Origin of the sequence: Paenibacillus vietnamensis (assembly GCF_020169515.1) — a bacterium.
Lineage (GTDB): Bacteria > Bacillota > Bacilli > Paenibacillales > Paenibacillaceae > Pristimantibacillus > Pristimantibacillus vietnamensis.
In genome coordinates, this window is record NZ_JAHMHW010000028.1 from 1 (window position 1) to 20,814 (window position 20,814).

Consider the following 20,814-nt stretch of genomic DNA (forward strand, 5'->3'; position numbering starts at 1 on the left):
CAAATTGACGGTGGGAGACTCCAGAATTAAGGGGCCTAGCCGCTTTTGCATCAGAATGAACCTTAAACACCCCGATAAAGCCGAAAAGGTACAAATCTGATGCAACAAATGCAGCAGAGCTGAGCGAACAACATGATCATCCCCGTTCTAATGCACAAATTGCAGCAGAACGCGGAGCAGCCGATGTCCGGGCACCAAAAAACCGGCCTGGGGAAGACCCCCGGACCGGTTTTTGCTTCAACTATAAACGTATAAATGACTTCTTTTCAATGCGAAACGAGCTTTTGCCGCTAAAGGAAGGCACAGAACCGAGCTGCGCAAGAAGAAGTTAACGGTTCGTGCGTAGCGTCAGCCGTTTACGCTTGATGTTACTCAAATACCGTATCTGCGTAAAATTCAAGCACATCGCGAAGCAGCATAAACGATTCGCCATTCGTAATCGCGTTTTTGTCGGTAATGGCATCGATCGTCTCCTGCGTAATCCAGCCGCGCTCCAGCATCTCATCCAGGGTGAGCGTGTCTGTGTTGTCGTTGTGAATCGCCGCCGCGATCGTCTTGACCGCCTGCTCCAGCGTAAGCGGGATGGAACCGGCATTTTTGACGCCTTTAATCAGCAGCATCGGATCGCCTTTAAAGTAATCCGGCAAAATCTTCTTCACATTCAGCAGCTTGTAAACGAAACGCTCGTTGTTGGAGATGCCGTCAAGGTCAAAGTGCATGTTATCGTAGTTGCCGCTCGTATTCATCATGCTGACGGCGGTAATGAGCGCTTTGTAGGCTTTATGCTTCGTGTAATAAGGAGGCTCGAAGTCATTCATCTCCAGATCCATGCCCTGCTCCTCCAAATTGGCGCGCAGCTGAGCGATGAGCTCCTCCGAACGCGACAGCTCCCTTACCGTCATGCCGTTGTCGAGCGCAAGCTTCGCGGCGGCCCCCGCCGCTTCGGCGGTAGCCATGCCAAGCGGGATGACCCTCGCGCTGCCATGCGGCATGGAATCGAAGCTTGACGCACGGCCGACGACAAGCAGATCGTCTACCTTCAGCGGCACAAGCGTCCGGAACGGCACGCCGTATTGAATCGGCGACATCATAATAATGCCGGGGTCTTGATAGTTGATGCTCTGCATATCGACATCGTACGAGCCGTAAGCAACGGCATCCCAATGATCGCGGTTGTCCATCAGATCGGCCATCGTCAGGCGGTATTCGCCCTGAAAGTGACGGGATTCCCGGATATACAGCTCGTCGGCCGTGCCTGCGAACTTGAGATCCTTGAATTCGGGAAATTTCTTCTTCAGAAACTCTACGATCCGCGGAGCCTCGGCCTTGCCTGTCTCCATTGCAGCTTGTACGGAAGCCGGATCGAGCGGATCAACTCCGAAAATATGCATCGCATTGATCAGAATCGTATTGTCGTTCTGCCTGCCGATATTCAAGCCGCGCATCTTGACGCGCTCCGGATTGGAGGATGGATATTCGGCCGCTTCAAAAAAGCCCCAGCCGCTCATCGCATCGACGCCTGAGCGCTCATGCCTGCCGAACGAATCCCAAATGTCCTGCGTCACGCCGCTCAGCTTGAACACTAGCGTAACGGCCATTTGAGCCTCCGGCCTGCCCAGATCCTCACGGCCAATCGTGAACGGCGCCCCGGCTGCGGCCGCGATATCGCCGTCCTGCGTTGCATCGATGACGACGCTGGCCATAATATCCTGCTCGGTGCCGTCTTCCTTGACGATATGCAGGCCGTCGATCGCCGCATTTCCTTCTTTTCCATCTCCCATAATGGGCTCCATGCTTTGAACCTTCATGACGACGTCGATGTTCGGCTCTCCCGAAACTAATTTGTAAAAGACGTTAGCCGCGGTATTCGTATCGAAGGAGGTGCCTTCGACCTGGTCGTACCATTCCTGGAAAATGCCTTTATTCAAAAAATTATGTTTTCCGATAATGCCGGATTGCACCGGCGAATAGTTATTGTCGAGCGTATTCAATCCGCCTACGGTCATAAGGCCGCCGAGAATTTCGCGGTTTTTGCCGTCAACCAAGAGCACTTTTAGTCCGTTACGCGCGGCGGATACGGCTGCGGCGACCCCCTCGGGATCGGTGCCGGCGACGATGACGTCATACTGCTCGCTAACGACTTCTGACGAGACGACCTCCAATAGCTGCTGCCGCTCGTGCTTGTTGACGGTCTCTTCCGACTTGATCCAAATGCCGATCAGCGCGGACGCAGCAAGAATGGCAATTGCAGCTGCGGTGATGACCGCATTTTTTTTCGTAATCGTCATGCTTCTCTTGGAGCCGGCGACGTTGCCGAACAGCATCCAGGAGAACGGGATGAACCGGGTTGTAAAAGCTACTGCGGCCCAGGAGCCGAACAGCATGAACAGCCAGCTTCCCAAATAGCTGAAGTGCGCCTTCCACGTAATGCCGAAGCTTGGCATAAACCTGTCGTAAATAAAGGACAAGAACAATAAATGAATCAAATAAATGCCGAACGATAATTCCCCGATCCGATAAAGAGGTTTGGAGACAAAAGACGGAAAGCTTCGGTAAATAATAAATGCGGCTTGTATAAGCACAAGAGCCGAAAAGACCGAATGGAAATTCCATAAAAAATCGAACCATAACCCGTCATAGCTTTTGCCAAAGGCACGGGCGTTATAAAAAGTGTTAACATGGGTAAAAGCAAGTATAAGCCATGCCGCCCATACGGCAATCCAAGCGGTCACTCGGTAAGGGTTGGCGTTTTCCTTATTCATGATCATCCAATTTTTGATTTTCGGGTAATAAATGCCTAAAGCCGCTCCGAGGAAAAAGAAGGAGAAATAAGAGAGCGACCAGCTTCCCCTGTTTTCGACTTGCCAATCATATTTATTAATAAGGAAAAAGCCCCATTGAATAGCAAACCCGAGCGGAATCAGAAAATGAACGAGCGGGCGCCATTTTTTGGCGAGCCACAGCAAAATCGGAAACAGCAAATAAAATTGAATGCTTATATATACGAAATAAAGATGGGCGAACGCTTTGCCGGTGCGCAGCCGCTCCCAATAATCTTCCAATGAATCTATTGAAAAAATAGGCAAATCCGAGAGAATTCTGCCCAAAACAAAATAAACCGTCGAAAACAAAATATAGGGAACTATGATGTAAAGCAGCCGTTTTTTATAAAAGCCCGTAATCAGTTTGCGATCAAGCGGGCGGGAATAATAGCTGTAGAATAAAACGAAGCTGCTGAGTAAAATAAAGGTAGGCGTACCATATTTCATGAAAATATTAATGAAATTATAAAAGAAATAATAGCCCGATTCTTTCATGGTAATCGTTGCCGAGGCGCTGGCATGGACGGAAAGAACGCCAAGAATCGCCAAAGCCCGTACAATTTGCAGCTCAGGGATATGCCCGTTTTTTTTCAATTGGCTCGTAGTCATAATCAAACCTTTCCTAATCCGGTTTAGTGAAGTACAACATGTTCGATGTTAGCATTATAGAGAAGGGTTTGCAACTTTTTGAGCGCACTTATTATGCCCGTTTTGCGCGTTTCGCATACCTGTCGGCCGATAGGAATCTGTCAAAAATCTCTATTCTATTCTAGAAGTATTTGGCTGATTATAAATAGAGTTCCATTCTGCCATTTCCGGCGAATAAGCGATGCTGATCCGTCGCATGCTAGGGGATGGGAAGCGGCAGCCTGACTGTTGACAAATGTAACTGTAACTGATAAAATTACAGTACAAAGCAGGGAGGCCCTAAACAGTGAACAGCGAATTTACGATTGCCGTACACAGTCTCGTTTACTTGGCTTATTTGCCGGAAAGAATGGCGAGCAGCGATATGATTGCCGAGAATGTCGGAACTCATTCCGCACGCGTCAGGAAGGTAATGAGCGGTTTGCGCCGCAGCGGTTTTGTGGATACGCGCGAAGGCTCGGGCGGCGGCTACAGGCTGACGATCGATCCGAGCGTTGTGACACTGGCCGACATCTACCGTGTAATGGCACAGGGCTCGCTTATCCCGAGCTGGTGCTCGGGCAATCCGGATATGGATTGCGTGGTCGGCTCGAATATGAATCAGGTGATGTTCGGCATCTTCTGCAAGGCGGAGAAGCAGCTCGAGAACCATTTCAGCGCCATTACGATTGAAGATGTGCTTAAGCAAATCCGCGCCTGCGGTTAGTGTTTTTGAAAACGATGAGACGGGTAAACCCTTCATCATACACATTAGTTTGGAGAGGATGATTGAAAATGGCAGTAGCATTGACGAAAGAAAACTTTGCTCAAAGCGTGGAAAACGGCGTAGCTCTTGTAGACTTTTGGGCCCCTTGGTGCGGACCTTGCAAAATGCAGCTTCCAATCGTGGAGGAGCTTTCCACCGAGCTTGAAGGCCAAGCTGTAATCGCGAAAATCAACGTAGACGAAGAGCCTGAACTGGCTTCCCAGTTCGGCGTAATGAGCATCCCTACGCTTATTCTGTTCAAAGACGGCCAGCCCGTTGACAAAATGGTCGGCGTACAAAGCAAGGATGCGCTGAAATCGAAAATTTCCGGCCAGCTGTAAGACACGGATTAAGAATAACCGCATGAATTTAAAAAATATCGCCCGGCGTTTGGCTTGTGCTGAACGCCGGGCGATATTTTTTTGGGCAGGACTGCAACCTCCCGAATGTATGGCTCGTCTAGTTCATGAAGAAATTGGAAAGCATGGGAGGGATATTGATGATGAAAAATAATCGTAAGAAGGTAGCCGTCGTACTGTCTGCGGCTATGCTGATGAGCTCTCTGCCGGCTGCGGCATATGCTGAAAGCGTGAACAATCCTGTATGGTCGAGTGCTGTTGCGGCGCCGGGAGGAGGAGCATCTGCCGTGACCGTTTCTGACTCTGCACCAATCGAGGCGGACGTGACGAAGGAAAAGGCGGAAGCGCTCGCCAGACAGTATGTCAGCATTCCGAAGGATTATTCGCTGCAGGGGGCCAGCTTCTCGACGGATATGTTGGCCGGCGGCAAGCGCAACGTCTGGAGTCTCGATTTTGTGAAGAAAACAAACGGCAAACATGTCGGCAGCATTTATGTCCGGTTGAGCGCCGATGACGGCCAGCTGCTGGAATTCAACAGTTATGTCAATAACCCGTCTGCCAAGCCTACATATCCGCTTAAGGTAGAGCGCGAAGCCGCCGGCCAGATTGCGCTCGGTTTTATCGGCAAGCTGGCATCCGAGTACAAGGATCAGATCGCTTACAACCCGGAGTTCGGCGTACAGGTGCTGCCGCCATTGACAGGAGAGGTCGTCCATACTTTGCGTTACGATCGTATCGTTAACGAAATTCCGTACGTGGACAACTTTATACAGGTTGAGGTGGACAGCGAAGGGCATGTAAAAGGATATTCGCTGGTGTGGGACGATACGGTCACATTCCCGAAGGTGGAATCGAAGCTGACGGCGGAGCAGGCTAACGATAAGCTTCGCGCTGCGGCGGCCCCGCAGCTTTCTTATATTATTCCATATAATTCGCAAGGCAAGCGCAAGCCGCTGCTCGTTTACGGCCTGCAGCCGATCGCGATCGATGCGGTAACGGGCGAGGTAAAGGGGCAGCCTGAGGAAAGGTATTTCAGAGCGGGAAAGGTATCGGAAACGCCGGTTACAGCGCAGCCGCTCGGCGAGAAGCCGAAGGCCGGCAAAGTAACCGAAAAGCAGGCGGTCGAAGCGGTCAAAGCCGCATTCGAGCTTCCGGAGGGCGCGGAACTTAGCGGCTCGAGCTACAATGAATACCAAAACGAGTACCTCGGCAAAACGGAAGCAAGCTGGAATTTGAATTGGAGCATCAAGAAAGACGGCAAAGAAGCGGGAAGCGCGTCGGCGGCAGTGGACGGCCTCACGGGCGCCGTTCGTAATTTTTACATCTATTATTATAATGGTCAGCCCGCGGGCAGCCCGGCTATCACGCTGGAGAAGGCTTCGGACCTTGCCGTCGATGCCGTGAAAAAACATCTTCCGTGGCTGACACACGAGCTTTATTTCGTGAAGCCTGATCCGGAGCAGTACAAGGAGCGCGAAACCAGTCAGTATTATTTCAGCTTCGTTCATAAGGTTAACGGCGCAGATGCGCAATATGACAGCATTAATGTAGCCATCGACGCCAAGACGGGCGATGTCGCGAACTATGACGCCTATATTCAAAATTTTGATTATCCGGACAAGGCTCCATCGCTCATCTCGAAGCAGAAAGCGGTGGACAGCTGGCTGACTTACTACCGGACACAATTGACTTACCGCCTCGTGCAGCAGTATTCGTGGAACGGCCAGCCGATTCCGGTCGAGAAATATAAGCTCATGCTTGCATCGGGTGAGCTTGAAGCGGATAAAGTCGAAACGAAGACCGAAGCGGAGCTCGTCTACCGTCTCGTGCCGCGTCTGATCGACGAAGACGTGGTGCTGGATGCCGAGACAGGAGAATGGCGCAACTCGGGCACGGGAGAGACCACGCAGCTGGAGAAGCCGAAAGCAACTGACATCGACGGCCACTGGGCGCAGCGCCAGCTGGAGCTGATGGTCGCCTACAAAGCGCTGGACGTCAAGGACGGCAAGGTGCGGCCGAATGAGCAGGTTACGCGGGGAGAGTTGATCAAGATGCTCGTACTCGCCAGAAACAGCGGCCGGACGTACGGTTTGTCAACAGCGGACGGTGCAGCAAGGAAACAGTCGTTCAACGACGTTGCCGCGGATTCGAGCTACTTCGTCTATGTAGAAAGCGCGCTGGAGCAGAATCTGATCGATCTGGGTGACGGCTCGTTTAATCCGGAGGGCAAGGTGTCGCGCGACGATATGGCGGAGCTGATCGTAAGAGCGCTCGGCTACAATTCGCTGGCAAATCATGATCAGATCTTTAATACGTCGTTTGCGGACGCGAGCAAGATCACGAACAAAGGGCAGGCGGCGATCGTCGTTGGCTTGAAGATCATGAGCTTGACGGGCGGCAAGTTCCAGCCGGCCAAGCAAGTGACGCGCGCCGAGGCGGCGACGGCGTTTTTCCGTTACCTTCAAACGCGGGCCGATCTGCAGGAAGCTCCGATTCGGATGTAAGGATTTCTAAGTAATACTAAGTAATGCTGAGTAATTCTGAAATGGCTGGGTAATGCGACCCGATTAGCTGGGTTTCGTACAGTTATTTTAGTCTAAATGAATAAATAATGGTAAATAACTGGATTCGATGTATCTAAATCGCAAGAAATGAGCTGAATGGCGGCTTTTACTGTGATTTGATACCAGGAATCCAGTTATTTTTTTGGTGTAATATGAATCCGCGAAAATAATAGCAGAAACTACAGTTATGAATACACAGGTGTGTGCGGAAGAGGGCAGTGGCGGAAAAAAAGAGCATTCATATGAAGGAGAAGGTTGCGGGATAGGAGAGCGCAGAGCTTCATGCGCAGCGGCTCTCCTGTATTTTTGTCTGAGAGAGGTTAGTCGGATTTTTTCTTTTTCGTGGAAAAGTTCGTGACGGACTTGGCATCTTCCACATTGTCGTTAACGAAGGCCATGTCCTGGTTTTTCGCTTTCATGTTCGTTGTGGCTTTGTAGTTGCCCTTGTGCGACTGGTTTTCCATTTCGATCATCTCCTCGAATGTGATGGCTGGCCGTGAAGCCGTCCGCAATGCTAGTATTTCCCCGATGCCGTCAACCATTCCGCGCCGCGGCACTTTCAAAGTAGGGGGTACTGGGGTATAATAGCGGGAGCTATTTATTTTCGGGAAACAGGGGTGTCTTTGAGCATGGCATTGAAAGCTGGTATCGTCGGACTGCCGAACGTAGGCAAGTCGACATTGTTTAACGCGATCACGCAGGCAGGGGCGGAATCCGCCAACTATCCTTTTTGTACAATAGATCCGAACGTCGGAGTCGTTGAGGTGCCGGACGAGCGTCTGGACAAGCTGGTCGAGCTTGTTGTTCCGAAGAGCATCGTGCCGACGGCGTTCGAGTTTGTCGATATTGCCGGTCTTGTGGCAGGAGCGAGCAAGGGCGAAGGGCTTGGCAACAAGTTTTTGGCGCATATCCGTGAGGTTGACGCGATCGTTCACGTGGTGCGCTGCTTCCAGGACGAGAATATTACGCATGTCTCCGGCAAAGTGGATCCGATCAGCGATATTCAGACGATCAATCTGGAGCTGATTTTGGCGGATATCGATTCCGTCGACAAGAAAATCGAGCGTTCCCGCAAAAACCTGAAAAGCGGCGACAAGAAGGTTGCACAAGAGGTTGAAGTGCTCGAGAAAATCAAGGAAGCGTTGTATAACGACCAACCGGCTCGCAGCCTGGAGTTGAACGACGACGAGCGCCTGCTCGTCCGCGATCTGCATCTGCTTACGATGAAGCCGGTGCTGTATGCGGCTAATGTGAGCGAGGACGAAGTGGCCGATACGGACGGCAACGAATACGTGCAGAAGGTGCGCGAGTTCGCGGCGCAGGAGAACGCTGAAGTCGTGCCGATCAGCGCGAAGGTGGAATCGGAAATCGCCGAACTGGAAGGCGAAGACAAAGCGATGTTTCTGGAAGAGCTGGGCATGTCCGAATCCGGCTTGAACCGTCTGATCCGCGCAGCTTACAAGCTGCTTGGGCTTTATACGTATTTTACGGCTGGCGTGCAGGAAGTGCGTGCGTGGACGATCCGCCAAGGCACGAAAGCGCCGCAGGCGGCCGGCGTTATTCATACCGATTTCGAACGCGGCTTTATCCGCGCGGAGGTTGTCGCTTATTCCGACCTGCTGGCGGCCGGCTCGATGGTCGCTGCCCGGGAAAAAGGGCAGGTACGCCTCGAGGGCAAGGATTATGTCGTTCGCGACGGCGACGTGATGCACTTCCGTTTTAACGTATAGAGTGTGTATGACACTGGCCGTGCAATCGCGGCCGGATCAAAAAGCCCGGTAAGCGCGGCGATGCGCTTGCGGGGCTTATTTTGTATGGCTGAGGGAAGTTATGGCGGCCCTATCCGGTGCGGGAGTTGTCACCCTTGACGGCTGACAGGCATATGTAGAGGGTAAAGGCTAAAGGGCAACGATTGGTTGTCGATACGATGCCGCGGATATGATATAATAAGCATTATCCTAATGGAAAAAAACAGAGGTGAAGGAACGTGTTTGACCGATTAGAAGCACTCGCCGACCGGTACGAGAAGCTGAGCGAGCTGCTGTGCGATCCGGATGTGTCCAGCGATCCGAAGCGGCTTCGCGAGCTATCCAAGGAGCAGTCAGATCTACAAGAGGCTTATGACGCCTATACGGAATATAAGCAAGTGTCGGAGCAGCTGGAGGACGCCAAGCTGATGCAGGCGGAGAAGCTCGACGACGAAATGCGCGAGATGGTTAAGATGGAAATTGACGAGCTGAGCGAACGCAAGACGGGGCTCGACGAGAAAATTCGTATTTTGCTGCTGCCGAAGGATCCGAACGACGACAAGAACGTCATCGTCGAAATCCGCGGCGCGGCCGGCGGCGACGAAGCGGCTTTGTTCGCTTACGACCTGTACCGGATGTACACGAAGTTTGCGGATTCCCAAGGCTGGCGCGTAGAGCTGATGGATTTCAGCGAGAATGACCTGGGCGGATTTAAAGAGGTTATTTTCATGATCAACGGCAAAGGCGCATACAGCAAGCTGAAATTCGAGAGCGGCGCGCACCGCGTGCAGCGTATTCCGGCGACGGAATCCGGCGGGCGCATTCACACGTCGACATCAACGGTAGCGGTCATGCCGGAGGTTGAGGACGTGGAGGTCGAAATTCTCGACAAGGACATCCGGATCGATACGTTCTGCTCGAGCGGAGCTGGCGGTCAGTCCGTCAATACGACCAAGTCGGCGGTTCGGGTACTGCACGTGCCGACCGGCATTATGGCAACCTGTCAGGACGGCAAATCGCAGAACGAGAACAAGGCGAAGGCATTGCAGGTTCTTCGCGCGCGGATTTACGAGATCCGCCGCCAGGAGGAAGAAGCGAAGTACGCCGGCGAACGGAAGAGCAAGGTCGGAACGGGCGACCGAAGCGAGCGGATCCGCACGTACAACTATCCGCAAAGCCGCGTGACGGATCACCGGATCGGCTTGACTTTGCATAAGCTGGATGCGGTCATGAACGGCGACATGGAGGAAATCATTTCGTCACTGACGATCGCCGAGCAGGCGGACCTGCTGGAGCAGGAAATGGTGTAATAAAGGAACAACCGGACTGGGCTGCCAGAGGCTTGCGCGACGCAAGCGGCGGCCCGGTTTTTTGTTTTGTTGCGGATTTTTTAGGCAGCACTGTTCTGATGTACTTTTTGCATTAGAATGGGGTAAGTTTAGTAGAAATGGTTGTTTTGCTGTACTTTTTGCTGCGGAATGGGATGTCATTCGTTCGGATAGGGCGAAATCAGGGAGTTCTCGCGATTCTGATGTAAAAAATACAGCGGAGCTCGTTAGTTCGTCTGATATGACTTCATCTGCTGTATTTTGTGCAGCGCGACGGATGCGGCAAGATGATGTCGTTGCAAAGTAGAGGGCGATTGGGTATTTGGAGTTAGGGGCAGGCAGTTTTGGCGGGCATAAGTATCAGGATATAAGTAATCAGGATGGCAGTAAAGTACAGGTGTTCTGGTCTAGGCCTAGACCCGTAAGGAAAGTTGGGCATTTGTTTGATGGCAGGAAGGGGAGTTGGGGATGAGTCTGTTGGAAGGTGAAAAATGGTTTGAAGAGCCGCTGACGATTCGCGAAGCATGTATGCGGGCGACCGCGATTTTGAATGAAGCGGCGGTCGAGGAGCCGCGTAATAATGCGGAGCTGCTGCTGATGCATGTGCTGGGGATGGACCGGGCGGCTCTGCTGCGTGACGGAGGCGAACCGTTTCCGGCCGGGCGCTTGGCCGATTGGGAGCGGGTAGTGCGGCGCAAGGCCGGTGGCGAGCCGGTTCAGTATATTATTGGCGAGCAATGGTTTTACGGCCGGCCGTTTGTCGTTTCACCGGCCGTGCTGATCCCGCGGCCCGAGACGGAGCTGCTCGTCGAGGCCGTGCTTGAGGCGGGCGACCGCCTATGGCCCGGGGCGGCCCTGGAGCGGGACGCCGGCGGCGCCGAGCGGTCGCCGGGCGGCAGCGCCGGCGTGCCGACGGTCGTCGACGTCGGCACGGGCAGCGGCGCCATCGCCGTGACGCTTGCTGCGCAGCGTCACGCTTGGCGCGTAAGCGCGTCCGACCTGTCGCCGGACGCGCTTGAAGTCGCCCGCACGAACGCGGCCCGCCATGAGGCGGCGGGCCGGATGTCGTTCGTGCCGGGCGACCTGCTCGCGCCCTTCCTGGCGGGGCGCGGCAGCGGGGGCGGCTCCGCCGCCCCGCACATCGGGCTGCGCATCGATGTGCTTGTGTCCAATCCGCCGTATATCCCGGCGGCGGATTTGCAAGGGCTGCAGCGCGAGGTCCGCGACTATGAGCCGCGTCTCGCGCTGGACGGCGGGGCGGACGGGCTGGAGCCGTACCGCCGCATGCTCGGGCAGCTTCCGCTGCTTGCCGCGATTCCTCGCATTGTCGCTTTTGAGCTCGGCATCGGCCAGCCTCGCGTGGTCGCCGATATGATGCGCCATATGGGCGAATGGGACGATATCCGCATCATCACCGATTATGCGGGGATCGAGCGCCATGTTTTGGCCGTCCGCAATTGACTTGGAAAACTGCTCGAATGCGTGATTGAGGCAGCGCTGCTCTGCCGGTAGACCGACTAAGCTTAATTTGAGGTGTGCAGTTTGTGTGGCCGTCAGAGATAGCTGGATTCCATGTATTTATTTGCCCAGCACGACTTCGGGGCCGGGAAATACCTGTATTTTTGGTATCTAAATCGGTCATATCGGATAAATTCGCCGAATATCTGCGGTTTAGATACATGGAATACAGTTATTTTCCGCGAAAGCGGGCAACCGTTAAAAATAGATACACTAAATCCATTTACTCACTAACGGCGTTTGGCGGGCTGGCGCAGGTTTACTCCGGCATCATCCCGGTGCTGATGGCAATGCGGTTCCATGCGTTGATCGTGACGATCGCCATAATGAGCTCGCCCATTTGCGTTTTGTTGAAATAACGGGCGGCTTCGTCGTAGACGGCATTGGGCACATGCTCCTTCGTAATCACCGTAACGGATTCCGTCAGGGCAAGCGCCGCCCGTTCCTCAGGCGTAAAATACGGCGTATCACGCCAAGCGCTAAGCGCATAAATCCTCTGCTCAGATTCGCCGAGCTTTCTTGCGTCCTTGGTGTGCATGTTGATGCAATAGGCGCAGCCGTTTATTTGTGAGGCGCGGATTTTGACCAATTCCTTCAAGCTGGCGCTGACGCTCGATTCCCCCAAATACTTTTCCAGCCCCAGCATCGCCTGGTACGCACCGGGATTTTCCTTAATAATGACGGTTCTTTGTGACATGACTTCTATCTCCTTTATCTCTGAATATGGCCCAGCCATACCGCTTTCCGACCGGACTCATTATCTAAGACAAAACAGTGCCGCCGATTGTGACAAAGAAACGGAAATTCATATGCGTCCGAAATGAACACCGAAGCTTGGGGCAGAAGCATGACCCTGCCACTACTCCTGTTATTACTTCTGTTAGTTCTCCTGCCGCTACTCCCGCACCCGCACCCGCACCCGCACCTATACCCGCACCTATACCCGCACCTATACCTATACCTATACCTGAATCTATATCTGACTGCTCCTACTCCTACTCCGCACTTACTCCTGAGCACCCACACATGCACTTGCCCTTACATTTACCCTGGACCACCCCAACTCCCCCTCCTCTACCCAAGCGTCTCCACATGCCCGAGCTTCTCCGGATTCAGCTGGACGAAAATGCGCTCCAGCCGCTCCTCGGCAGCGTCCATTTGAAAGCTGATAACACTTCTGACGTGTCCCGCTTCATATGTCACGACGCCAAGCTGTCCGTTAACCGACGCAAGCCGGCGCTCTTCCCCGAGAAACCCTTTTGGAATGACTCCTTCCAAAAAGGCCCCGATACGCTCCCTGCCGAAAATCGGGAAGATCGCCGCACGCACTCTTCCGCCTCCATCGCTGACGAGAACGGCGTCCTCCGTCAGCAGCCGGGTCAGCTCCTCCAGCCTGCCGCTTCTCGCCGCTTCGATGAAGGCCGTAATGAGCGGCTCCGCTCGGCGTTCGTTCGAAGGCAGCGATTCCCGCTCGAGCTGCAGCTTCTCCTTCGCCCTGCTGAAAATTTTGCGGCAATTGGCTTCCGTCTTCTGCAAACATTCGGCGATCTCGCCGTATTCATAATCCAGCGATTCCCGGAGGATGAAGACGGCGCGTTCGACAGGCGACAGCCGCTCCAGCATCACGAGCAGCGCGTACGACACGTCCTCTTGGCGCGCGTATTGCTCCGCGGGATCGGAGCCTGTGAAGCTGACGTCCGGCTCGGGCAGCCAGTTCCCGACGTACACCTCGCGCCGCTTGCGGGCGGACTGCACCTCGTTCAGGCAGCGGTTGGTGACCATCCTCGTTAAATATGCTTTTACGCTCCGGATGCCTTCCGGCTCCAGACGGCTGTAATCGGCGAAAACGTCCTGCACCAGATCCTCAGCCTCGGCATGCGAACCGAGCATGCGGTAAGCGATCGAATGCAGCAGCGGCTTGTACTCTTTATAGGCTTGCTGGAAATCCAAGGGCGGCACCTGTCCTTTCATCCAAATATAAGAAAATATAAATTTCACTATATACTGGACTTGTATTTCATCGCGAAACGAGCTTTTTCCGCCAAAGGACGGCACAGAACCGAGCTGCGCAAACATGCAGCTAACGGTTCGTGCGTAGCGTCAGCCGTTTACGCTTGGGTTCAATTCTTTTGCTTAGTATAGCACTGAAACGGGAAACGTATAAAAAAATAGATTGCTAGGTTTAGAGGGAGACGGCAGCGGACATACTTACGGATAGAGACGTTCCGGAACGCAAGCAGCGCACCGACGGGTGCGGCGAGAGGAGCTTGTGTGTATGTCCAGCTATCATTCCTTTCATTCCTATCAATCCGTTGACACCCCGTCCCGTTCGGTCAGCCCTTATAAATTTCCTTACCGCAAATCCTACGGTTTTATCGTATTTGCACTTATTCTTCTTATTATGAGCTGGGAAGTCCAGCAAATGGACGCAGCGGTCGCAAGCGGCGATATTCCGCAGGAAGCAATCCGCCTTCGTATATTGGCAAATTCCGATCGTCCCGTTGACCAGGTCGTGAAGCGCGTGGTACGGGATGAGATCGTTAAAGCGATGAACGGCTGGGTGACGGGTCCTCAAACGATTGAGGAAGCGCGCGAGACGATCATGGCGCATATGCCTGAAATTGAACGGATTACCGCAGAGGTTCTGAAAAGCCGCGGCTTTACTTACGGCTCCTCGGCCGAACTTGGCATCGTACCGTTCCCTACAAAAATGTACGGCAACAAGGTGTATCCCGCCGGCGAATACGAAGCGGTGAGAATTACGCTCGGCGCAGGTGCAGGCGAAAACTGGTGGTGCGTGCTGTTTCCGCCGCTCTGCTTCGTTGACTCCGCTACGGGGGAGGCAGCCGCAGTTACGGCTTCCGCTTCCATCGAGACGGCGGCAGCCGCTCCGCTGCAGGACGAGGTGCAGGCCGCTCCCGCAGACGAAGCTTCTGCAGGTGTTCAAGCGCCGGAGGTTAAATTTTTTCTGTGGGAAATGATTGAAGCACTGATCGACTTTATCAAATCTTTGTTCTCTTAATTTTCCGATGAAGGCATGTCCGCCGCGTGAACGTACGCGCTAGAAGCGGGCATGCCTTTTCCGCTTGTAGCGGTTCTCTTATGGTATAATAACGTTATGTATACGCCTATAACTAACTTAGCAAGGATTGAAGCATAGACATGACCACTACGAAAATTTGGAAGGTCCGCGAAGCCGGCGAAAGCCGGCTCAGGGGCGAGCTGAAGGAGGCTGCCGCGCTGCTGGCAGAAGGCGGACTGATCGCTTTCCCGACGGAGACGGTGTACGGCCTTGGGGCCGATGCCCGCAGCTCGGCAGCCGTCGAGCGGATTTTCGCCGCCAAAGGGCGGCCTTCCGACAACCCGCTGATCGTCCATATCTCAGACAGGGACCAGCTTGACGGACTGGTGCTTCCCTATCCGGAGCTGGCCGGCGAGCTGATGGACCGGTTCTGGCCGGGTCCGCTGACCATCGTGCTGCCGGCAAGGGAAGGTGCGCTGTCGCCGCTCGTGACGGCGGGGCTGCCGACGGTCGGCATCCGCATTCCCGATCACCGGGCGGCGCTGGCGCTGCTTAGGGAAGCGGGCTGTCCCGTGGCGGCGCCTAGCGCCAACCGCTCGGGAAGGCCAAGCCCGACGCTGGCCGATCATGTGCTGGACGATCTGGACGGCCGGCTGGACGGCATCGTAGACGACGGCGCGACGGGCGTCGGCCTAGAATCGACCGTAGTCGAGCTGGCCGGCGAGCGGACGATCCGCATTTTGCGTCCGGGCGGTATCACCGCAGAGGCGCTTTTGCAGGCGCTGCCCGGCGCATTCATTGACAGTGAGCCTACCGGCGAGAGCGAGTCGGCTCCGAGGTCGCCCGGCATGAAATACGCGCACTACGCTCCGAAAGGCGAGCTGGAGCTCGTTCTCGGCCGGCCGGAAGAAGTAACGGAATATATTCGCAGCCGTCAGGAAGCAGCGCGCAGCCGCGGCGAAAAAACCGGCGTGCTGGCCTTCGAGGAGCGGCTGGCCGCATACGAGGCGGATCAGCTGCGGTCGCTAGGCAGCGAGGATGAGCTGGAGGGCGCGGCGCATGTCCTGTACGCCGCCCTCCGCGAGATGGATGCCGCCGGCGTCCAGCGCCTGTGGGCCGAAGGCTGCGGCGAGGGAGGCATCGGCGCAGCGCTGATGAACCGCCTCGTCAAGGCGGCAGGCAACCGGGTCGTTCGCGTGTAGATCCTCACCGTTGGCTTTAGATATAGGATCGTATAAGATTCACTCCAAATACTGATGCCTATGTCTCACCGCGAAACGCAAGCTATTGCCGCCAAAGGACGGCACAGAACCGGGCTGCGCAAAGATGCACCTAACCGTTCGTGCGCAGCACCAGCCGTTTACGCTTGAAATATAGGAAAGTATAAGTTTTCTCCATACTTGGCCTATATTTCTCGGATTGAAACGCGCCGTGCCGCCAAAGCGGCTACAGCCGTTTCATCTAGCCAAGTATGTTTGTCCCCATGTCCGCATATGTTTGGTAGAGAAAACAAGCGGACATGGGGGAGATTAGCTTTGATCGATGCACAAATGCAGGCCGGGCAGCTCCTGACGCTGCTGATTATCGCATTGGCGCTCGGGCTGGACGCTTTTTCACTGGGACTTGGCATCGGCCTGAAAGGGATACGGCTGCTGGATATTTTGAAGCTGGGCATCGTGATCGCCCTTTTTCATGTTATGATGCCATTAGCGGGCATGTACACGGGGCAATATGTCAGCGGGCTGCTCGGCGATGTGGCGACGACGGCCGCCGGTATTTTGCTCTTGCTTCTCGGAGGGCATATGATATACAGCTCCCTTCGCGGGGAAGAGGTGCAGTCCTTCGATCACCGGTCCTCGTGGGGCTTGCTGGTGCTTGCGCTCAGCGTGAGCGTGGATTCCTTCTCCGTCGGCATTACGCTTGGCATGTTCGCGGCGAACATTTGGATGACCGTGCTGCTGTTCGGTTTTTTTGGAGGGCTGATGTCGGTGCTGGGACTGCTTCTGGGCCGCAAGGTAAGCGGCAATTTGGGAGAGTACGGCGAGGCGTGCGGGGGAGCGATTTTGTTCGTATTCGGTATTCTTTTTATATTTTAATACGGCGCTTGAACACGAGTTGAAGGGAGCTGTGCATGATGAAACGGATCTTATTTATTTGTACAGGCAATACATGCCGCTCGCCGATGGCGGAAGCGATGCTTCGCCGGATGGCTGCCCAGCGGGGCCTGACGGTGGCGGTCCGTTCGGCTGGGGTATCGACTGTAGACGGTCTTCCGGTGTCGGCGCATGCTCTGGAGACGCTCCGCAGGCGGGAGATCGAGCACAAGAGCTCGTCGCGCGCGCTGACGGGCGAAGCGGTAAAGTGGTCCGATATTATTTTGACGATGACCTCCAGCCACAAGCGGGGTTTGCTGCAGTGGTACCCGGAGGCCATCGATAAAACCTTTACGCTCAAGGAATTCGCTTATCAGGATGAACGGCTGCTTGCGGATATCGAGGAGCTGGAGGGGCTCTACACGGAGCTGCACATGAAGCAGGCGCTTGGCGGCCAGCTGTCGGATGCGGAGCGGAACCGGCTGCTGGAGCTGGAACGGCGTATTCCGAGCTTCGACATCGTCGATCCGTTCGGCGGCTCCCTGTCGAATTACGACAGTTGTGCAATGGAAATTGAAGCGGCGCTTTCCAAGCTGCTGGACAAGCTGACGAAACGGTGATGAAACGGTAAATCCGCGCCGGTCCGCTTTCGAACGGATTGATTTTTGGGACGGATTCGGCTATTATAAAAGAACATATTCGGTTTCCGATGTAACTGGCGACGGAAGTGGGTTAACCACGGTGGAGCATCGGAATATACGGCCGGTCGCCTGGGCAAAGAGCAGCATGCTGATAAGCATGTCTTGCTCTTTTTTTCGTCTTTTTCTGCAAAAATAGGTATACTAGGACTGTGATGTTCAATTCGAAGGAGGTCTTTTACGTTGAAAATTGCAATCGGAGCCGACCACGGCGGTTATAGCTTGAAGGAAGTCATCGTTCCTTATCTGTTGTCGCTCGGCCACGAAGTTGAAGATGTCGGGTGCAGCTGCGACCAATCGGTGGATTATCCGGATTATGCATTGCCTGTATGCGACCTTGTAACGAGCGGCAAAGCGGAACGCGGTATCCTGATTTGCGGAACGGGCATCGGCATGTCGATCGCGGCGAACAAGGTGCGGGGCATCCGCTGTGCACTGGTGCATGACCTGTTCTCGGCGCAAGCAACGCGTGACCATAATGATACGAATGTGCTAGCGATCGGCGAGCGGGTAGTCGGTCCTGGCGTTGCCCAGGAAATCGTACGCATCTGGCTGGAAACGCCGTTCTCGGGCGGCGAGCGCCATGTAGGACGCTTGAACAAGGTGAAGAAGATCGAGGACCAATACGCGGGGCAAACCACTTAGAAACCTGCCCGAATAACGAACGCAGCGTGCAAATGTCACCACACAATGAGGAGGCTGGGCACTATGGCGGCAAACGACGGATTATGGCCGGAAGGCATTACGGATTCGGTGGAAACGATCGTAAGGGAGCTGGTCCGGGCGGGCGGGCTTACCGTGAGTCAGCTGCTGGTAATCGGTGTAAGTACTAGTGAAGTATTGGGCCGGCGGATCGGAACGGCCGGAACGGTCGACACGGCTGAGCAAATTTATGCGGGCGTGGAGAGGGTCCGGGCGGAAGTCGGCTTTGTGCCGGTATTCCAGTGCTGCGAGCACTTGAACCGCGCGCTTGTCATCGAGCGTTCGGCGGCGCTGGCGCTCGGCCTGGAGCTCGTATCGGCGGTGCCCGTCCCGAAGGCGGGCGGATCAATGGCGGCTTACGCATACCGCCAGCTGAAAGAGCCGTGCCTGGTGGAAGCCGTTCAGGCGCATGCCGGCATCGATATCGGGGATACTTTTATCGGTATGCATTTGAAGAGAGTGGCGGTGCCGGTTCGTCCGAGCATCCGCAGCATCGGCGGCGCTCATGTGACGATGGCGGTGACCCGGCCGAAGCTGATCGGCGGCGCGCGCGCGGTTTACGAGCTGGAAACGCGAATCGCTCCCGAGCAAGCGGCGGACACCTGCGAATAGACAGCGGAATAACTTGATCTTTATGATTTTATTTCAATAAATAGGCAGCACAATTTGAGGAGGATTATTAAAATGGAAAATTTGCGAAATCAAGATCCGGAAGTATTGAAAGCACTTGGCCTTGAGCTGAAACGCCAACGCGACAACATCGAGCTGATCGCATCGGAGAACATCGTAAGCGAAGCCGTTCTTGAAGCGATGGGCAGCGTTCTGACGAACAAATACGCGGAAGGTTATCCGAGCAAGCGTTTCTACGGCGGCTGTGAGCACGTGGACATCGTAGAAGATATCGCCCGCAACCGTGCGAAGGAGCTGTTCGGCGCCGAGCACGCGAACGTTCAGCCTCACTCCGGCGCGCAAGCGAACATGGCGGTTTATCTTGCCGCTCTGCAGCCTGGCGACACCGTTCTCGGCATGAATCTGGCGCACGGCGGTCACCTGACGCACGGCAGCCCGGTTAACGCTTCCGGCTTGCTCTACAATTTTGTTGCTTACGGCGTACAAGAGGATTCGTTCACGATTGATTACGAAGAAGTCCGCAAGCTTGCGTTCAAGCACCGTCCACGTCTGATCGTAGCCGGCGCCAGCGCTTACCCGCGCACCATCGATTTCGAAACGCTTGGCAAGATCGCAAACGACGTAGGCGCGCTGTTCATGGTGGATATGGCTCATATCGCCGGTCTGGTTGCTGCCGGCCTGCATCCTAGCCCGGTGCCGCATGCTCATTTTGTTACGACAACGACTCACAAAACGCTCCGCGGACCTCGCGGCGGCATGATCCTTTGCCGTAAGCCGTGGGCTGCAGCAATCGACAAAGCGGTATTCCCTGGTTCCCAAGGCGGACCGCTTATGCATATCATCGCAGCGAAAGCCGTAGCGTTCGGAGAAGCGCTTAAGCCTGAGTTCAAGCAATACGCGGCGCAAGTTGTGAAAAACTCGAAGGTACTTTCCGAAGAGCTTCTGGCTAAAGGCTTCAACATCGTATCCGGCGGCACGGACAACCACCTGATGCTGCTCGACACCCGCAATCTGGGCATTACGGGCAAAGCGGCCGAGCATGTGCTGGATGAAGTGGGCATCACTGTCAACAAAAATGCGATTCCGTTCGACCCTACCAGCCCGTTCGTCACTTCCGGTATCCGGATCGGTACACCGGCGGCTACTGCGCGCGGCATGAACGAAGAGGCGATGAAGGTGATCGCGGAAGTGATCAGCCTTGTGCTGAGAAGCCCGGAAGATCAAGAAGTGCTGGAGAAAGCCCGCGGCATGGTTCGCGATCTGACCTCCCAATACCCGCTTTACCCTAACATGACTTACTAATTTGAAATAGAATTTCCAAACACGCACATACTAAACACCGTCACCGGTTTCGCCGGGACGGTGTTTTTTTATGCACACAAGTGCATTCGGCCGTATAAAAGGCTGTGACAAGCTCCGACATTTCTGCCTCGAAAATTCCTCTATATGTTCGAAATATGTAAGGTTATTGTTGATTTTTTGTAAAACTGACGAAAGACGATGTATGGCATTGAGGCGAGTTGTCAGCTTATAGGTCTGCGGATGTCAACCAATGTGTTTCTCATTCTGCAAATTAGGTTAATTAATGTTATAAAATCGTTTAAGTTGTTTAAATAACAGACATTACGTCGAAATTTATAATTATTCATAATTACATAAATTAACTGTTTTGGGCTTAGAAATTCTGGAGACAAAAGCATCCAAATCGACCAAGTGACTGCTCAAGGTTATAAGGAATCTATGGAAAATAATAGGAATTCCCTTTAATGACTATGACAAATATGCATTAATGCGCATTCGTATTAATGCAAATACGCATTAATGCTTATATGTATCAATACAAAAATGCATTAATGCATTAAAGTTATGAAACATAATCAGAGGTGAAAAAGAGCATATTTAAGCGATTTTTGGAAATTTTTTGAGCCTTTATTCAT

At 54.1% G+C, this 20,814-nt stretch carries 17 protein-coding genes and 1 riboswitch; of the genes, 13 read left to right on the forward strand and 4 right to left on the reverse strand.

From position 1 onward, the window contains the following. Window positions 1-368 precede the first annotated feature (368 nt). Complete coding sequence (locus tag KP806_RS27880; protein ID WP_318153840.1) at window positions 369-3,431, reverse strand: FAD-dependent oxidoreductase; 3,063 nt, start codon at window positions 3,429-3,431, stop codon at window positions 369-371. A gap of 325 nt (window positions 3,432-3,756) precedes the next feature. Between KP806_RS27880 and KP806_RS26380 the strand changes: the two genes are divergently transcribed. From KP806_RS26380 to KP806_RS26390, 3 genes are all read left to right on the forward strand, one after another. Next, window positions 3,757-4,176 carry an RrF2 family transcriptional regulator gene (locus KP806_RS26380; RefSeq protein ID WP_224726733.1) on the forward strand — a complete coding sequence of 140 codons (420 nt, stop codon included), beginning with the start codon at window positions 3,757-3,759 and terminating at the stop codon, window positions 4,174-4,176. A 68-nt stretch (window positions 4,177-4,244) separates the two neighbouring features. Next, window positions 4,245-4,556, forward strand: a complete 312-nt coding sequence (trxA, locus tag KP806_RS26385; RefSeq protein WP_224726734.1) for a thioredoxin — start codon at window positions 4,245-4,247, stop codon at window positions 4,554-4,556. Window positions 4,557-4,714: 158 nt separating this feature from the next. Further along, on the forward strand, window positions 4,715-7,078 hold the full coding sequence (locus KP806_RS26390) for an S-layer homology domain-containing protein (RefSeq protein WP_224726735.1): 2,364 nt from the start codon (window positions 4,715-4,717) through the stop codon (window positions 7,076-7,078). A 380-nt stretch (window positions 7,079-7,458) separates the two neighbouring features. Here the strand turns inward: KP806_RS26390 and KP806_RS26395 are convergent, their stop codons facing one another. Continuing rightward, window positions 7,459-7,602 carry a hypothetical protein gene (locus KP806_RS26395; RefSeq protein WP_224726736.1) on the reverse strand — a complete coding sequence of 48 codons (144 nt, stop codon included), beginning with the start codon at window positions 7,600-7,602 and terminating at the stop codon, window positions 7,459-7,461. A gap of 165 nt (window positions 7,603-7,767) precedes the next feature. Here KP806_RS26395 and ychF point away from each other — a divergent pair, with 165 nt between their 5' ends. The 3 genes from ychF to prmC all read left to right on the forward strand — a co-directional run bounded on the left by ychF (window position 7,768) and on the right by prmC (window position 11,675). Further along, window positions 7,768-8,868 carry a redox-regulated ATPase YchF gene (gene ychF, locus KP806_RS26400; RefSeq protein ID WP_224726737.1) on the forward strand — a complete coding sequence of 367 codons (1,101 nt, stop codon included), beginning with the start codon at window positions 7,768-7,770 and terminating at the stop codon, window positions 8,866-8,868. 257 nt (window positions 8,869-9,125) lie between these two features. After that, window positions 9,126-10,196, forward strand: coding sequence for a peptide chain release factor 1 (gene prfA / locus KP806_RS26405; protein WP_224726738.1), 1,071 nt, complete (start codon window positions 9,126-9,128; stop codon window positions 10,194-10,196). A gap of 486 nt (window positions 10,197-10,682) precedes the next feature. Further along, entirely contained in the window at window positions 10,683-11,675 is a 993-nt protein-coding gene (gene prmC / locus KP806_RS26410) for a peptide chain release factor N(5)-glutamine methyltransferase (protein WP_224726739.1), read from the forward strand. A gap of 316 nt (window positions 11,676-11,991) precedes the next feature. Here the strand turns inward: prmC and KP806_RS26415 are convergent, their stop codons facing one another. After that, window positions 11,992-12,429 (reverse strand): carboxymuconolactone decarboxylase family protein, encoded by a 438-nt coding sequence (locus tag KP806_RS26415; RefSeq protein ID WP_224726740.1) that lies wholly within the window; start codon window positions 12,427-12,429, stop codon window positions 11,992-11,994. Between the two features lie 377 nt (window positions 12,430-12,806). Then, on the reverse strand, window positions 12,807-13,691 hold the full coding sequence (locus KP806_RS26420; RefSeq protein WP_224726741.1) for an RNA polymerase sigma-70 factor: 885 nt from the start codon (window positions 13,689-13,691) through the stop codon (window positions 12,807-12,809). Window positions 13,692-14,007: 316 nt separating this feature from the next. Between KP806_RS26420 and spoIIR the strand changes: the two genes are divergently transcribed. The 7 genes from spoIIR to KP806_RS26455 all read left to right on the forward strand — a co-directional run bounded on the left by spoIIR (window position 14,008) and on the right by KP806_RS26455 (window position 20,179). Next, the gene (spoIIR, locus tag KP806_RS26425) at window positions 14,008-14,754 is read left to right on the forward strand and encodes a stage II sporulation protein R (RefSeq protein WP_224726742.1); all 747 of its coding nucleotides are present in this window, start codon (window positions 14,008-14,010) and stop codon (window positions 14,752-14,754) included. Between the two features lie 140 nt (window positions 14,755-14,894). Then, entirely contained in the window at window positions 14,895-15,956 is a 1,062-nt protein-coding gene (locus KP806_RS26430; RefSeq protein ID WP_224726743.1) for an L-threonylcarbamoyladenylate synthase, read from the forward strand. 348 nt (window positions 15,957-16,304) lie between these two features. Continuing rightward, window positions 16,305-16,850, forward strand: a complete 546-nt coding sequence (locus KP806_RS26435; RefSeq protein WP_224726782.1) for a manganese efflux pump MntP — start codon at window positions 16,305-16,307, stop codon at window positions 16,848-16,850. Window positions 16,851-16,888: 38 nt separating this feature from the next. After that, a complete protein-coding gene (locus KP806_RS26440; RefSeq protein WP_224726744.1) occupies window positions 16,889-17,467 on the forward strand; it encodes an arsenate reductase/protein-tyrosine-phosphatase family protein in 579 nt (192 codons plus the stop codon). An 81-nt stretch (window positions 17,468-17,548) separates the two neighbouring features. Continuing rightward, window positions 17,549-17,630, forward strand: a riboswitch (ZMP/ZTP riboswitch). Between the two features lie 98 nt (window positions 17,631-17,728). Further along, on the forward strand, window positions 17,729-18,190 hold the full coding sequence (rpiB, locus tag KP806_RS26445) for a ribose 5-phosphate isomerase B (RefSeq protein ID WP_224726745.1): 462 nt from the start codon (window positions 17,729-17,731) through the stop codon (window positions 18,188-18,190). 63 nt (window positions 18,191-18,253) lie between these two features. Next, window positions 18,254-18,859 (forward strand): TIGR01440 family protein, encoded by a 606-nt coding sequence (locus KP806_RS26450; protein ID WP_224726746.1) that lies wholly within the window; start codon window positions 18,254-18,256, stop codon window positions 18,857-18,859. A 72-nt stretch (window positions 18,860-18,931) separates the two neighbouring features. Next, the gene (locus KP806_RS26455) at window positions 18,932-20,179 is read left to right on the forward strand and encodes a serine hydroxymethyltransferase (RefSeq protein ID WP_224726747.1); all 1,248 of its coding nucleotides are present in this window, start codon (window positions 18,932-18,934) and stop codon (window positions 20,177-20,179) included. The last annotated feature ends 635 nt before the right edge of the window (window positions 20,180-20,814 follow it).